At 61.0% G+C, this 15,722-nt stretch carries 11 protein-coding genes; 5 read left to right on the top strand and 6 right to left on the bottom strand.

Annotated elements, in window-relative coordinates:
• Positions 1–198: 198 nt before the first annotated feature.
• Positions 199–1,449: an ABC transporter substrate-binding protein gene (locus tag ACRQ1B_RS00940; protein ID WP_432293776.1), complete on the bottom strand. Its 1,251-nt coding sequence runs from the start codon at positions 1,447–1,449 to the stop codon at positions 199–201.
• A 250-nt stretch (positions 1,450–1,699) separates the two neighbouring features.
• Here ACRQ1B_RS00940 and ACRQ1B_RS00935 point away from each other — a divergent pair, with 250 nt between their 5' ends.
• On the top strand, positions 1,700–2,788 hold the full coding sequence (locus ACRQ1B_RS00935; protein WP_432291806.1) for a LacI family transcriptional regulator: 1,089 nt from the start codon (positions 1,700–1,702) through the stop codon (positions 2,786–2,788).
• Between the two features lie 130 nt (positions 2,789–2,918).
• Here the strand turns inward: ACRQ1B_RS00935 and ACRQ1B_RS00930 are convergent, their stop codons facing one another.
• The 5 genes from ACRQ1B_RS00930 to ACRQ1B_RS00910 all read right to left on the bottom strand — a co-directional run bounded on the left by ACRQ1B_RS00930 (position 2,919) and on the right by ACRQ1B_RS00910 (position 9,757).
• Positions 2,919–4,424, bottom strand: coding sequence for a tripartite tricarboxylate transporter permease (locus tag ACRQ1B_RS00930; RefSeq protein WP_432291805.1), 1,506 nt, complete (start codon positions 4,422–4,424; stop codon positions 2,919–2,921).
• Positions 4,425–4,436: 12 nt separating this feature from the next.
• Positions 4,437–4,898 (bottom strand): tripartite tricarboxylate transporter TctB family protein, encoded by a 462-nt coding sequence (locus ACRQ1B_RS00925; RefSeq protein WP_432291804.1) that lies wholly within the window; start codon positions 4,896–4,898, stop codon positions 4,437–4,439.
• Positions 4,899–5,140: 242 nt separating this feature from the next.
• Positions 5,141–6,124 carry a tripartite tricarboxylate transporter substrate-binding protein gene (locus ACRQ1B_RS00920; RefSeq protein WP_432291803.1) on the bottom strand — a complete coding sequence of 328 codons (984 nt, stop codon included), beginning with the start codon at positions 6,122–6,124 and terminating at the stop codon, positions 5,141–5,143.
• Positions 6,125–6,542: 418 nt separating this feature from the next.
• On the bottom strand, positions 6,543–7,889 hold the full coding sequence (locus tag ACRQ1B_RS00915) for a sigma-54-dependent transcriptional regulator (RefSeq protein ID WP_432291802.1): 1,347 nt from the start codon (positions 7,887–7,889) through the stop codon (positions 6,543–6,545).
• Positions 7,886–9,757: a sensor histidine kinase gene (locus ACRQ1B_RS00910; RefSeq protein WP_432291801.1), complete on the bottom strand. Its 1,872-nt coding sequence runs from the start codon at positions 9,755–9,757 to the stop codon at positions 7,886–7,888. Before ACRQ1B_RS00910 ends, ACRQ1B_RS00915 begins: the two co-directional genes overlap by 4 nt.
• Positions 9,758–9,921: 164 nt before the next feature.
• Between ACRQ1B_RS00910 and ACRQ1B_RS00905 the strand changes: the two genes are divergently transcribed.
• From ACRQ1B_RS00905 to ACRQ1B_RS00890, 4 genes are all read left to right on the top strand, one after another.
• On the top strand, positions 9,922–10,401 hold the full coding sequence (locus ACRQ1B_RS00905) for a DUF4126 family protein (protein ID WP_432291800.1): 480 nt from the start codon (positions 9,922–9,924) through the stop codon (positions 10,399–10,401).
• The gene (locus ACRQ1B_RS00900; protein WP_432291799.1) at positions 10,398–11,774 is read left to right on the top strand and encodes an FAD-containing oxidoreductase; all 1,377 of its coding nucleotides are present in this window, start codon (positions 10,398–10,400) and stop codon (positions 11,772–11,774) included. The genes ACRQ1B_RS00905 and ACRQ1B_RS00900 overlap by 4 nt, the downstream gene beginning before the upstream one ends.
• A gap of 103 nt (positions 11,775–11,877) precedes the next feature.
• Complete coding sequence (asnB, locus tag ACRQ1B_RS00895) at positions 11,878–13,827, top strand: asparagine synthase (glutamine-hydrolyzing) (protein WP_432291798.1); 1,950 nt, start codon at positions 11,878–11,880, stop codon at positions 13,825–13,827.
• Positions 13,828–13,945: 118 nt separating this feature from the next.
• Positions 13,946–15,568, top strand: coding sequence for a GumC family protein (locus tag ACRQ1B_RS00890; RefSeq protein ID WP_432291797.1), 1,623 nt, complete (start codon positions 13,946–13,948; stop codon positions 15,566–15,568).
• Positions 15,569–15,722: the final 154 nt, after the last annotated feature.

The following is a 15,722-nucleotide window of genomic DNA, read 5'->3' as shown; positions in this document are numbered from 1 at the left end:
GCCTGCCGGCACCTTCTCCCCGTTCTGACGGGGAGAAGAAAGATGTGGCACCATCGCCGCCTCAAGCAGGCCTAAAGGGCGAAAGTCTGCCATTTTTCGTTGACGATGAGCGTGGCAAGTCCCCTCTCCCCGCGCGCGGGGAGAGGTGGAGAGCAGCATGCTGCTCTCTGGGTGAGGGGCAAATCTCACCCGACACCATTACTTCGCAGCAGCAACCGCTTCCGGCAGACGCTTCAGCGCAGCAGCCGTATCGATCTGACCGTTCAGGTGCTGGGTGATGACGTCGAAGATGGCTTCCTTGACGGCGCCGGGCTGGGCGTAACCATGCGCCAGCGAACCGACCAGCGTGCCAGCCTTGGCAGCATCGGCGACATCCTTGATGCCCTTCTTGCCGCAATCGTCGAACTGGTCGCCGGGGACGTCGGTGCGGGCCGGAACCGAACCCTTGACGGTGTTGAAGGCGATCTGGAAAGCCGGATCCTCGACAGCCGAAGCAAGCTTCATCTGCGCGTCGCGCTTTTCTTCACCCACATCGAACATCACGAACTGGTCGGCGTTGAAGAGAACGTTGCCCTGCGTGCCGGGGAAGCGCATGCACACGAAATCCGTGCCCGGCTTCTTGTTGGCGCGCAGCCACTCGCCCTTCGACCAGTCACCCATCTGCTGCGCGCCGGCCTTGCCTTCGATGACCAGAGCCGTCGACAGGTTCCAGTCACGACCGGAGAAGTTGGGATCGAAATAGGTGCGAAGCTTGGTCATCGTGTCGAAAACTTGTCTCATCTGGTCGCCCGAAAGAGCGGCCGGATCGAGGTCGATGACAGCCTTCTTGTAGAAATCCATGCCGCCGGTCGACAGAACGACGGATTCCCACAACGTGCCATCCTGCCATGGCTGACCGCCATGAGCGAGCGGCGTCAGGCCCTGCTCCTTGAACTTGTCGAGCAGCGCGATCAGCTCGTCGATATTGGCGGGCTCCTTACCACCGGCCTTGTCGAAAGCGGCCTTGTTCAGCCACAGCCAGTTGGTGGAATGCACGTTGACCGGGGCAGCGATCCAGTGATCGTCATATTTCGAAAACGCCTGCAGCGCTTCCGGAATGACTTTTGCCCAGCCCTGCTTTTCAGCGAGATCGTCGAGATTGCCGACGACGCCCTGTTCGGCCCAGTCGCGAATGTCGAAACCGAGCATCTGCACGGCAGTCGGCGGATCACCGGAGGTAACGCGGGCACGAAGCGCCGTCATGGCCTGAACGCCCGAACCGCCGGCAACCGGCATGTCCTTCCAGGAAACACCTTCCTTGGCGAGGTTTTCTTTGAGCACGTTGAGCGCTGCGGCCTCACCGCCGGCAGTCCACCAGTGCAGGACTTCAACCTCTTCGGCAGCCTTTGCCGAACCGGCAACCAGCGCAATAAGTGCAGCACCAGCCGCAAGGCTGGCAAACATACGCATATTCATGATGTCTCTCCCTCAGATCCGGGCTCCTCTCCGGATATGCAAATTTATAACGATACAACTACGGTGGGTGTCAACCCGTCATTTGCAGTTTGCCAACAAATGTACATATTCATTTAAAGCATTGATTTCATTGAAAACGAACGGATAGACAAAACAGAACTTGAAATATCAGTTGGCTTTTGCAACGTTTTCACAATGTCGTGCGGCCTCCAGCCGGCCGTGCGTCGTGGAGGAGGACTGCCTGATGCCGCTGGACGATCTGGAGGAGCGCCGTCCCGCACGGCGCGCAAAAACTGCTGCGCCCGGCAGCGATGCCGCCAAACCAACATTGCGAACGATTGCCGACCTGACCGGCCTTGCCGTCACCACCGTGTCGCGGGCGCTGGCCGGCGCGCCGCAGATAGCGCTCGAAACCCGTCAGCGTGTGGCGCAGGTGGCGGCCGAAATCGGTTACCTGCCGGATCGCGCCGCCCAGCGCCTGCGCACCGGCCGCACCCATGTGATCAGCCTGATCCTCGATCCGCACGAGGAAATTCTGGGTTACGCCACATCGATGATCAACGGGCTGACGGCGGCGCTGCGTGGCACGCAATATCACCTCGTCATCTCGCCGCATTTTTCCGACAGCCCGCAGATCGAACCGGTCGAGCACATCCTGCGCAACCGACTGGCGGACGGCATCATATTTACCCGCACACAACCCACCGACGACCGGGTGAAACTACTGATGCAGAACGATTTTCCGTTCATCTGTCACGGCCGCACCGAGCTTGCGACACCGCATCCCTTCGTCGATTACGACAATTACGGTTTCGCCTATCGAGCGGCAAAGAAGCTGATCGCATCGGGCTGCGCACAACTGACGATCGTGCTGCCGCCGGAAACCTTTACCTTCGCCCACCACATGCGCCACGGTTTCATGACGGCGGTACGCGAGGAAGGCGTCGGTTACGAGATCGCGACAGGCATTTCGCTGGACAGCAAGTCCGACGATATCCGTCGTTATTTCGACAAGCGCCTTGGCCAGCCCTCGCCGCCGGATGGTTTTGTCTGTGGTGGTGAAGTGGTGGCGATGGCGATCATGGCCGCCTGTTACGACCACGGTCTTCTGCCCGGCCGCGAGGTGGATTTCGTCGCCAAACAGACGTCGGGCCTGTTCGACCAGATCAGGCCAAGGATTGACACGATCTACGAGGATCTGTCGGAGGCAGGTCTTCTGATGGGGCAATTGTTGCTGCGGCGCATCGGCGGGCCTGTGGCGGTTGACGAGTTGCAGCATTTGCAGAGATTGGCGGAAGAGCCACCTCCTTCTCTGACGTCATCCCGGCCTTGAGCCGGGATCCAGCCAGCCCAAGTCTTTGGGCTGAGAAGACTCCTTTGACCGCGCAGACGCGCGGTCGCTGGATTCCTGTGACGAGCACAGGAATGACGATGGTGGAGACTTCATGCCCGAGCAGCCCCCATCAATCCTCTTCCTGGAACACCACTTCGCGCTTGGCCTTGACCGCCGGCAGGAAGACAACCACCAGCACCAGCGCCGCAATGAACAGCAGGCCAGCGCTGATCGGCCGCGTGACAAACGTGGTAGCATCCCCACGAGACAGGATCATCGCGCGGCGCAGGTTCTCTTCCAGCAGCGGCCCGAGCACAAAACCCAGAAGCAGCGGCGCCGGCTCACAGCGCAGTTTCACCAGCACGTAACCGATAAAGCCGAAGAACGCCACGGCATAGAGGTCGTAAACGTTTGAATTAACGCTATAAACTCCGATCGAGCAGAAGGCCATGATGATCGGGAAGAGAACATAATAGGGGATGGTCAGCAGTTTAACCCACAGCCCGATTAGCGGCAGGTTGAGGATGACCAGCATCAGGTTGCCGATCCACATCGAGGCGATGATGCCCCAGAACAGCGCCGGCTGCTCCACCGCCACGTTCGGGCCGGGCACGATACCCTGGATGATCATCGCGCCGATCATCAACGCCATCACCGGGTTGGCCGGAATGCCGAGGGTCAGGAGCGGAATGAACGAGGTCTGTGCACCGGCATTGTTGGCGCTTTCCGGTCCCGCCACACCGGCAATCGCGCCATGGCCGAAGTCCTCCGGATGTTTGGAAACCTTCTTTTCGATCGTGTAGGAGGCAAACGCCGCAAGCACTGCCCCGCCGCCCGGCAGAATGCCGAGAATGGAGCCGACCGCCGTGCCGCGCAGGATGGGCGCGATCATCGCCCGAAAATCCTCGCGGCTCGGCATCAGTCCGCTCACCTTGGACATCAGCACCGAACGGGTGCTTTCATTTTCCAGATTGCGCAGAATTTCGGCGATACCAAAGATACCGACAGCGACGGCGACAAAGTTCAGGCCGTCGGAATATTCACGAATACCGAGCGTGAAGCGTGGTGCGCCAGTATAGATGTCGGTGCCGACAAGGCCGAGCAAAAGGCCGAGCGAGACCATGGCCAGCGCCTTGACGACCGAACCATGCGCCAGCGCGATGGATGAGACGAGGCCGACCACCATCAGCGAGAAATATTCGGCCGCCCCGAATTGCAGCGCCACTTCGGTCAGCGGCGGCGCAAAGATGGCGACGAGGAAGGTCGACACCGTGCCCGCGAAGAACGAGCCGATTGCCGCGATCGCCAATGCCGCTCCGGCCTTGCCCTTGCGGGCCATCTGGTAGCCGTCGATGGCGGTAACGGCCGACGAGGATTCGCCCGGCATGTTGATGAGAATGGCGGTGGTGGAGCCGCCATATTGCGCGCCGTAATAGATGCCGGCCAGCATGATCAGCGAGGAAACCGGCTCCAGCTGGAAGGTGATCGGCAGGAGCATGGCGATGGTAGCGGTGGCGCCGATGCCCGGCAACACGCCGATCAGCGTGCCGAGCAGCACGCCGATCAGGCAGAAAAACAGGTTTTCGATGGAGCCTGCGGTCGAAAATCCGAGCGCGAGATTGCTGAAAAGTTCCATGTCGCGCTGATCCTAATAACCGAGCCAGGGGCCGAGAATGCGGAAAGGCAGGCCCAGCCCATAGGTGAACACCAGTATCGAAAACACCGTGACCGCCACCGACAGGGCGACAGCAGCAAGCGGCTTCATGCGCGCCGAGGCAAAGCAGGCAACGAACGAGCAGATGAACAGCGACGGCCCGAACCCAAGACCACGCACGGTGATGCCGAAGAGGATGGGCGCGGCGAGGATGAAAAACATGCCGCGCCAGGCGATGCCGCTGATCGGCTCATGCACCACCCGCAGCGACTGCACCAGAATGATGCCGCCGAAAAGGATGAGCGCGAGCGCCAGAATGAACGGGAAATAACCCGGCCCCATGCGGAATGCCGTGCCCAGTTCCAGATCGAGCGATTGCAGGGCAAAAAAGATGCCGAGGCCGACAAAGATCAGCCCGCAGATAAGATTGGTTCTGTCGAATTTCAGGGAGTTCATGGTGTCTCCGATGCGTGTGGATCGGGTGGTGTTGTCGCTCATCCGCCTTGGTTAGCCGTGTGCGGAAATCCGCCCCTCATCCGCCTGCCGGCACCTTCTCCCCGCAAGCGGGGAGAAGGGAGCTGTGGCACCGCCATTGCCTCAATCAAAACATGGCGTAAGGCACGTCCCCTCTCCCCGTCATTACGGGGAGAGGGTTAGGGTGAGGGGCAAAACCAAGACCAGTGAAAGAACGCGAAGGCTCAGTCCGCGTACTGGCCGGCCGCCTTGATGACCGGTTCCCAGCGGGCGATTTCGCTTTCCAGCTTCGCCTTCAGCGCGGCCGGCGTGCCATCCGCTTCCGGTGACGGCAGCGTACCGAGTTCGGCAAAACGCGCGGCGATGTTCGGATCCTTCAGCGCCACCTGCAATGCCTTGGACAGGCGCTCATTGGCTTCCCCCGGTGTGCCCTTGGGCGTGTAGATGCCGTGCCAGATGCCAACCTGCATGGCCGGCATACCTTCTTCGGCAACCGTCGGGATATCCTTGAAGATCGAAAGGCGCTCCGGCGAGGTCACGGCATAGGCCTTGATCGTGCCCCCCTGGATCTGCTTGGTGGTGTTGGTGGTCTGGTCGCACATGATATCGACCTGACCGCCCAAAAGATCGGTCATGGCCGGGCCGGTGCCCTTGTAAGGCACGGTGACGAGAGGCGTTTCGATGGCCGACATGAACAACATGCCGCAGAGATGCGAGGCAGCGCCGATACCGGCATTGGCGACCGTCACCTTGTCGCTATTGGCCTTGGCATATTCCACCAGACCCTTGAAATCCTTGACGTCGAGATCCTTGCGGGCAACGACGGTCATCGGCACATCGGTGACGAGGCCGACATATTCGAAGGCGTTCAGCGTGTCATAGGGCAGCTTACGGTAAAGCGTGGCGCTGGTGGCCATGCCGATATGGTGCAGAAGCACGGTGTAACCGTCCGCATCGGCATTGGCGACACGACCGGCACCGAGCGTGCCACCGGCGCCACCGACATTTTCAACGATGATCTGCTGGCCGAGATCTTTCGACATGGATTCGGCGACGAGGCGAGCGACCGTATCGGTAGGGCCACCGGCCGCAAACGGCACGACCATGGTGATCGAGCGTGTCGGATAAGTCTGCGCGAATGCGCCGGATGCCATGACGCCAGCAGCGGCAAAAACCGTCGCGCCCAGAATCGTATTCAGGATTTTCATTGTTACCCTCCCAGATAAACCGACCGGACGGCCACGGCTCCTCCCGCTTCGTCCGAATGTTTTATGTGTCCGCAGCTTCGGCGCGGCGCGCAATCAGCGGCTTTGCACTTGCCAGTTTTTCAAGGGGTTCCGAGGGAGCAATGGGTGGAGTTTCACCCATAACGCTTGGGCCATGGGTGGATTTCGACACATTGGGAATGTGGGGCGGAGCGAGGACGGTGCCGCATCCTCCCTTCTCCCCGTCAAAACGGGGAGAAGGTGCCGGCAGGCGGATGAGGGGCGAACCTTAACATCAGCGCCTGCGGCAGCCCCTCATCGCCTCGCTATCGCTCCGGCACTTCTCCCCGCAGGCGGGGAGAAGAGGCAAGACGCTCCCTCCACTTTCCAAGCTCACCCTTTTAAATCGCCCCCTTACCCCCTACTCCGCCCCCAGCAATTTCTTGTCCAGCCCGTGCCGTTGCATCTTTTCGTAAAGCGTCTTGCGGGAAATGCCGAGCTGCTCGTAGACAGGCCGCAAAGCTCCGCCATGCGCGGCGATGGCGTCTGCGATCACGGTGCGCTCGAAGGCCGCCACCCGCTCCGCCAGTCGCCCGTCAGCGGATTTCACCGCCGCGGAAGGATCGGCGGGATTGAGGTCCAACCCGAGGACAAGACGATCGGCGGCATTGCGCAATTCGCGCACATTGCCCGGCCAATCGCGCTGCGCAACGGCAGACAGGAGTTCGTGCGAGATCGGATGATCTTCACGCCCGTATCGCGCCGCCGCCTCCCGCACCAATTGCAGGAAGAGCAGCGGGATATCCGCGCGTCTTTCCCGCAAGGACGGCACATGCACCGTCGCAACATTCAGCCGGTAAAGAAGATCCGCGCGAAAACGCCCCGCCAAAACTTCCGCCTCCAGATCCACCTTGCTCGTCGCGATGAACCGCACATCCAGTTCCACCGTCTCGTTGGAGCCGAGCCGGTTGATCACCCGCTCCTGCAGCACCCTCAGGAATTTCGCCTGTAAATCGAAGGGCATGGAGCCGATTTCGTCGAGAAGAATGGTGCCGCCCCGCCCATGTTCGAATTTGCCATAACGCGGCCGAAGCGCGCCCGGAAAAGCGCCCGGCTCGTGCCCGAAAAGCTCGCTCTCGATGAGATTTTCCGGCAGGGCCGCACAGTTGATGGCGACGAACGGCCGGGTAGCGCGCGGGCTGACATCGTGCAGCGCCCGCGCCACCACTTCCTTGCCTGCCCCCGTTTCGCCGATCACCAGCGTATCGGCATCGGTCGCGCCAATAGCGCGGATGGCGTAGCGCAGATCGACCATCGCTTGCGTGCGCCCCGGCAGCCGGGCTTCGAGATCGTCGCGTTTGCCGGCCACCGCCTTCAGGCGACGGTTTTCCAGAACCAGCGCGCGACGATCCAGCGCACGACGAATGATGCCGGCCAGATGCTGGGCGGTGAAAGGTTTTTCCAGAAAATCATAGGCGCCTTCGCGCATAGCCTTCACCGCCAGCTGCACATCGCCATGGCCAGTGACGAGGATGACCGGGATTTCCGCATCGAGTTCGCGGATGCGGTGCAGAAGCGTCATGCCATCCAGCCCCGGCATGCGGATATCGCTCACCACGATGCCGTCGAAACTGAAGCCGGTCAGTTCCAGCACATGGTCGGCATTGGAAAAGGTCTGCACATGCAGGCCCGCCAGTTCCAGCGCCTGGCTGGTGGAACGCCGCAGCTCTTCCTCATCATCAATCAGAAGCACACGCTGCTCGTTCATTCGGCGGCCCTCCCGATGGCGGCATCGGCCGAGGTCAGTTCGATGGCAAACACCGCGCCGCCCTCTGGATGATCGGTAACGACAAGGCTTCCGCCAAAATCCTTGACGATATTGTAGGAGATCGACAGGCCAAGCCCCAGCCCCTTTCCGACTCCCTTGGTCGTATAGAAGGGATCAAAAATGCGCTCGCGAATGGCGGCTGGCACACCCGGACCATGATCGCGTATCAAAATCACGACGCGCCTGTCATCGCTGCGCGCAGCCGAAACGATAATACGGCGATCCTCCAATCCCTCAATGGCATCGGCGGCATTGGTAATGACGTTGACCAGCACCTGCTGCAGCCGCACCGCCCCGGCCAGCACCACCGGCAGCGGCGTATCCATCTCGATCGTCAGGTCGGCATCTGCGGCACGCAGCCGTGCATCGACGATCTCCAGCGTATCGCGCATCACATCATCGAAGGAAACGACGGACAATTTTTCCTCCGGCTTGCGGGCAAAATTGCGCAGGTGGCGGCTGATCGAGGCCATGCGGTCGATCAGCGCCGAAATGCGCCGCAGATTGTCGCTTGCCTCCCCCGGACGACCACGCTCGATCAGCAGCGCAGCACTGTCCGCATAGGTTTTTGTTGCCGCAAGCGGCTGGTTGAACTCATGGCTCAGCGCCGCCGACATCTGTCCCAGCCCGGCCAGTTTTCCGGCCTGGATGAGATCGGCCTGCGTGCGCCGCAAGCGCCGTTCGGTCAGCCGCCGTTCAGCTATTTCCTGCTTGATCTGCGCATTGACGCGGGCGAGATCAGCGGTGCGTTCCTCCACCCGCCGTTCCAGATTTTCCTGCGCCTCCGCCTGCAGCTTGATGCGCTCCGCCAGCCGCATGCGCCGCTGCACAAGAATGGCGCCGCCGAGGAAGGCGAGGCAGACAAGCAGGACCGCAACAATGGTAGCGATCTGCGCCTGTGCCCGCACGGACGCCGTGTCCATCAGCACCGCCACCGTCCAGCCCGCTTCCGGCATCGGCTGCGACAGAACCAAAAACTCCTTGTCCGTGCCCTCTTCCGAAATCGACAGCATGGCATGCTCGCCGTCCTGGGCACGCTGCACCGGCAGTTCGCGTAAGACCGCATCGGAATAACGACGCGACGCTTTCGTATTGGCCAGCCGTTCCGGCGTCAGCGGCAGAAAGCTGCTATAGAGCCAGCGCGGCGTGCCGGTCATGAAGATGATGCCTTCCGGGTCGGACACGACGATGCGGCTGTCCCCATCGCCCCAGGACGCCTCGATCCCGTCGATATCCACCTTGAAGACGATGACGCCAAAAATCGTGCCGCCGATCTCGATGGGCGAGGAGAAATAGTAGCCGCGCTTGGCGGATGTCGTGCCGAGTGCGTAGAAACGCGATTGCTGGCCTGCCGCCGCTTCCTGAAAGTATGGCCGGTAGCTGAAATTTTCGCCGACGAAACTGGTGTCGCTGTCGAAATTGCTGGCGGCAATCGTCAAGCCATCCATGGTCATCACGTAGATGTCCGAGGATTTCAGCAGTGTATTGATCTCTTTCAGGTAAAGATTGGTGGCATCGCGCAAAGCCGGATTGGCGGGATCGACGATCAGCGCCTCGACATCGTCATGGTCGGCGATCAGCGCCGGCAATGCCTCGAAGCGGCGCAGATGACCATCCAGCGCGGACACGGCAAGACGCAAGGTCGTGCCGGCCTGCTCGGATGCCTCGCGCATATAGCTGCGCCCGGCGACATGGCTGCCGTGCACGATCAGCGCCAGCACCACAGCCGCCAGTCCGCCAAAAATCAGGACAAGACGTATCTTCAAGAAAGCCCGGGCTCCTCCTCCCGCACTTAACGAAGACGTCATTGTAGTGAAGACGTGACGATTGTCACCACGCCACGGGAATGCCGACCGATTTGACCGTTGAAAAATGAAGCTTTCGCAAGAACCTGAACAATGCTTATCTCTGTAACGGCTGCGAGTGCCTTTCGTCCCGTCTGGCGCCAGCACATGCGAGGGAGTGGGGTTTCATGACATATCTGCTTGCGCTTCTCATCGGCGTGGTGGCGGGCCTCAGGGCCATGACCGCACCCGCCGCCATCAGCTGGGCCGCCTATCTCGGCTTGCTCAACCTGTCCGCCACGTGGCTGTCCTTCATGGGTTCGTTCTGGGCCGTCGCCATCTTTTCCGTGCTTGCAGTAATCGAACTGGTCACGGACCAGCTTCCCTCGACGCCCAGCCGCAAGGTACCGCAGCAATTCGGCGCACGCCTGGTCATGGGTGCGCTGACGGGTGCCGCCATCGGTGCCGGCAGTGGTGTGTGGATAGGCGGGCTGATTGCCGGCGTGATCGGCGCGGTCATCGGCACCTATGGCGGTGCGGCGGCGCGGGCAAAACTCGCTGCGGTTTTCAAAAAGGATCCTCCTGCAGCTCTGATTGAGGATGGCATTGCGATTATCGCGGCCTATCTGATCATTTCGACGATCCCCGCGACATTGGTCGCCACATGAGCCAACAATTCGATGCCATCATCATCGGCACCGGCCAGGCCGGGCCCTCGCTGGCCGGTCGCTTGACCGAAGCTGGACAGACCGTCGCCATCATCGAACGGAAACTGGTCGGCGGCACCTGCGTCAACACCGGCTGCATGCCCACCAAGGCGCTGGTGGCGAGTGCTTACGCCGCTCATCTCGCCCGTCGCGGTAATGACTATGGCGTAACGATCGGCGGGCAAATCGGCATAGACATGAAGCGGGTCAAACAGCGCTCGCATCAGGTGACGCTGAATGCCCGCAACAACAACGAGACATGGCTGCGCGGCATGGAGCGCTGTACCTTCATCGAAGGCCATGCCCGTCTGGAAAACGCCAACACGGTGCGCATCGGCGATCAGGTCATCACTGCCCCAAAGATTTTCCTGAATGTCGGCGGTCGCGCCACTATTCCGAATTTCCCCGGCATTGATGAAGTCCCCTACCTCGACAACACCTCGATCGTGATGCTGGATCGCGTGCCAAAACATCTGGTCGTGGTGGGTGGCAGTTATATCGGGCTGGAATTTGCGCAGATTTTTCGGCGTTTCGGGGCAGAGGTAACGGTGGTCGAAAAAGGCCCGCGTCTGGTCTCCCGCGAGGATGAGGACGTGTCGGATGCCATCCGGGACATTCTGGAAGCCGAGGGTATCACCGTGCGCACCGGCGCGGAATGCATCCGTTTTCGCCGCCAAGAAAATGGCGTGGCGGTCGGTGTAAACTGCACTGAGGGCGAGCCGGAAGTGATCGGCTCCGACGTGCTGCTCGCCGTCGGGCGCCGGCCCAATACCGATGATCTCGGCCTCGACAAGGCCGGCGTCGAACGGGACGAACGCGGTTACATCAAGGTCGGCGACGATCTTTCGACCAATGTCGAAGGCATCTGGGCGCTGGGAGATTGCAATGGGCGTGGTGCGTTTACCCATACCGCCTACAACGATTTCGAGATCGTCGCCGCCAATCTGCTCGATGGCGAACATCGAAAAGTCTCCGACCGCATCCTGGGTTACGCGCTTTACATCGATCCGCCGCTCGGCCGTGTCGGTCTGACCGAAAAGCAGGCGCGGGAGACCGGTAGAAACATCCTCGTCGGCACACGCCCGATGAGCCGCGTCGGCCGCGCCATCGAAAAGGGCGAGACGCAGGGCTTCATGAAGATCATCGCCGACGCCGACAGCCGCAAAATTCTCGGCGCCTCCATTCTCGGTACCGGCGGTGACGAGGCGATCCATGGCGTGCTCGACATGATGAATGCCGGCGTGTCTTACGATACCTTGCGCTGGGCCGTACCGATCCACCCGACTGTCTCGGAACTCTGGCCGACCTTGATACTGTCGATGCGTCGTCTTTAACCGAAGCTTTACCGCGTTCTACATCTCCCCGGGAGAAGTGCGTTCCATTAACCGACCCTCCAACCGGGTTTGCTTAGGTGATCTCTGGTGCTGAGGGTTTTTTATGTGTGGTTTTGCGGGCTTTCTGGGTGATGGCGTGCCGATGGAGCAATCGCAGGGATTGCTGACGGCGATGGCACAGGCAATCGCCCATCGCGGCCCCGACGAACAAGGCATTCTTGCCGCGCCCGGCCTTGGCCTTGCGCATGTGCGCCTGTCGATCGTCGGCCTCGGTGATGGCCAGCAGCCGATGCGTCTGGAAGATGGCGACGAGAACCTCACCATCGTCTTCAACGGCGAGATCTACAATTACGTCGAACTGCGCGACGAGCTGAAGGCCGCCGGCCACCGCTTCCGTACCGGCTCGGATACCGAAGTCATCCTGCATCTCTATCAGGCTTTCGGCGATGACTGCCTGCAGCGCCTCAATGGCGATTTTGCCTTCGCCATCTGGGATGCCCGCCGCCACCGCATGTTTTTGGCCCGCGACCGGATGGGGGTCAGGCCGCTGTTTTATGCGCAGCGTAACGGCACCTTCTATTTCGCCTCGGAAGTGAAGGCGCTGCTGCAGGTGCCCGGTATGGTCGCCGAACTCGACCCCTTCGCGCTGGACCAGATTTTTACGCTTTGGGCACCGCTCGCGCCGCGCACCGCCTTTCGCGACATTTTTGAACTGGAACCGGCAAACCGCATCACCATCGAAAACGGCCGTGTCGATATCCGCGCCTATTGGCAGCCGCAATTTGCCGATGCCGGCGATCATATCGCGATGGACGAAGACGACGCGGTGGAAGAATTGCGCGCGCTGCTGACCGATGCCACCGCCTTGCGCATGCGCGCCGATGTGCCGGTCGGCGCGTACCTGTCGGGTGGATTGGATTCATCACTGATCACCGCGATTGCCGCCCCTATGGCGCCTGCCGGTCTCAGCACCTTTTCCGTCACCTTCGACAGCCCGGAACATGACGAAAGCCTGCACCAGATGGCCGTCGCCATGGCGCTCGGCACCCGCCACAACGCCATCACCTGCGGCCCGACCGAGATCGCCGGGAGTTTTCCCGATGTGATCCGCTTCACCGAACGGCCGGTCATCCGCACCGCGCCTGCACCCCTCTTCCAGCTGTCCGGCCTCGTGCGTGAAAACGGCATGAAGGTGGTGCTGACCGGCGAAGGCGCCGACGAGGTGTTTGCCGGTTACGACATTTTCAAAGAGGCCAAGGTGCGGCGTTTCTGCGCCCGGCAGCCGGGATCAAAAATCCGCCCTCATCTGTTCAAGAAACTCTATCCCTACCTGCCCGGCTTGAAACAGCAGTCGGCCGGCTACCTATCGTCCTTCTTCGGCGTGACGAAGGACGCTCTCGACGATCCCCTGTTTCCCCTGCGCCCGCGGCTTCGCAATACCGGATCGGCAAAAATTTTCTTTTCGGAAAACCTCAAGCAGCAGCTTGCAGGTTACGATGCGGCGGAAGACCTTGTTTCGCGCCTGCCGGCCGATTTCGCGCGCTGGCACGTGCTTAATCAGGCGCAATATCTGGAAATGCGTTTTCTGCTGCCGGGTTACATCCTGTCCAGCCAGGGTGACCGCATGGCCATGGCACACGGTATCGAGGGACGTTTTCCCTTCCTCGATCACCGCCTCGTGGAATTTGCCAACCGCCTACCGCCCGGTCTGAAGCTGAAAGGACTGGAGGAAAAGCATATCCTGCGCCGCGTCGCCCGCGATCTCCTGCCCCCGGTCGTCGCCAACAGGCCAAAACAGCCTTATCGCGCGCCCGATAGCGCCTCGTTTGCCACCGCGACTGGACTGGCCTACGTACCGGCGATCCTGAACGAAGCGGCCATTGCCGAAGGTGGTTTGTTCGATCCCGGTGCCGTTGCCATGCTGGCTCGAAAATGCGCGGCAAAACCGGCGACAGGGTTTCGCGACAATGCCGCCTTTGTCGGCATTCTATCGACGGAACTCTGGCGTCGCACCTTTGTAACCCCGGTGATCGGCGCATCGCAGGCTGCGTGACAGGAAAAACCGACCAATAATCAACATTGCTAAATTAACCTGATTTTCATGCGATTGGCCGATGTTGGGAGGGATGTGAATTCTCCCTGCGGTTCGCCGTTTGGGATGGAGGATGTGTATGTTCCGCTCCAACGAGCCCGAAGACAACCACCGTTCGACGCGGGGAAACGCCGCGCTCCGCCGTGCGCCTTCCTCCGGCTCCTTGCTCGATCAGGCGGAAGCGGATGTGGTCGTGGATGAGACCGGGCCGGTACGCCGCACATACCGTGATGCCGAACCCGCAGCCGCTGCAAACCCCGCACCGCAGCCGGAAACCGCATGGGACGACGACGGCTCCTCGGCGCTGGAGGCCCGCCTGCAGGCACAGTGGCAGAGCGTGACACGGATCGGCATCGGCCATATCCTGCGCTGGCTGCAGCGTGGTATCGCCCTCATCCTGTTTATGGCCATTTTGGGTGCCGTGATCGCCTTCGGGTATAGCGCAACGACGACGCCACGCTACACCGTCTATACCGATCTGATCGTTGACCCGTCCAATTTCAACGTCACCCCCGACGACCTGACTGCCGTCAATCCGCAGCGCGATTCGCAGTTGCTTGAGGTCGACAGCAAGATCCGCGTCATGACCTCCGGCAACGTCCTGCGTCAGGTCATCCGCGACATGAAGCTGACGGAAGACACCGAGTTCTTCAAGCCGAGCCTCCTTTCCTCACTGATCGGCAGCAGCGGTGGCGACAATTCGCAGGAAGCCCGTGAACTGTCGGTCCAGCGCGCGCTCGAAGAACGCATCAAGGCCACACGTGAGGAACGGTCGTTCGTCGTCGTCTTGTCCGTGTGGACCTCCGATCCGGAAAAATCCATCCGCCTGTCCAATGCCGTCGTCGAAGCGTTTCAGGCGCAGCTTTTCCAATCCTCTTCCGAAAGCGCCGGCCGCATCGCCGCCAGCATCAATGCCCGACTGGACGAGTTGCGCGCCTCCGTGACAGCAACGGAAGAAAAGGTCGAGCAGTTCAAGCGTGACAACAAACTGCAATCGAGCGCCGGCGAACTGACCAGCAGCCGCATTTCCAGCGCGCTCGACACCCAGGTTCTCGATGCCCAGCAACGCCTGATCCAGGCAGAAGCACGCTACAACCAGATGCGCTCGGCGGTGGCCGGACGCCAGATCGCCAGCGCCACCGTTTTCGATTCCGCCGCGATGACCACGATGCGCGGCAATTTCACCACGCTTGAGCAGCAGATCGGCGCCATGGCCCGCACCTATGGCAGCCGTCACCCGCGCCTTGTCGCCATGCAATCGGAGCGCGCCACGCTGGAAAGAGCGATCGCCGAGGAAGCCGACCGCATCCTGCAGCAGGCAAAGCAGGATAGCGATCAGGCACGCGCCACGCTGACGCAATTGCGCAGCCGTTCGGACACCGAACGCGCGACGGTCTACACCAACAATGATGCGCAGGTGCAGTTGCGGGAACTGGAGCGCGATGCCCGCGCCAAGGCTGCCGTTTACGAGACCTATCTCGCACGCACCAACCAGATCAGTGAACGGCAGGAAATCGACACCAGCAATGTGCGGGTGATCTCCAACCCCGTTCCGCCGAAAACCAAAAGCTGGCCACCGGCCACGGCGGTTCTGATCGCCGGCGGCGCGGTGGCCGGTGCGATCATCGGCACCGGGCTTGCACTGGTTTTCGGACTTCTCGGTTATCTCCGTAACGCCCGTCCACGCTACATTTCCGCCTGATTTCACAGGATTTCGCCGGCAGCGGCGTTATCTCGCAATTTTGTGAAAGCTTGGTCATCGACCGTTGCGAGACCTCGTGCAAGCCATCCAACATCTCCGATAAAGCCAACGTTTTCAGCGTCTTGCACTGGGTTGAAGATGACACATCCTCACA

Source organism: Endobacterium panacihumi, assembly GCF_050847465.1.
In the GTDB taxonomy this organism is placed as follows: domain Bacteria; phylum Pseudomonadota; class Alphaproteobacteria; order Rhizobiales; family Rhizobiaceae; genus Neorhizobium; species Neorhizobium panacihumi.
This window is presented reverse-complemented; position numbering and strand designations above follow the sequence as displayed.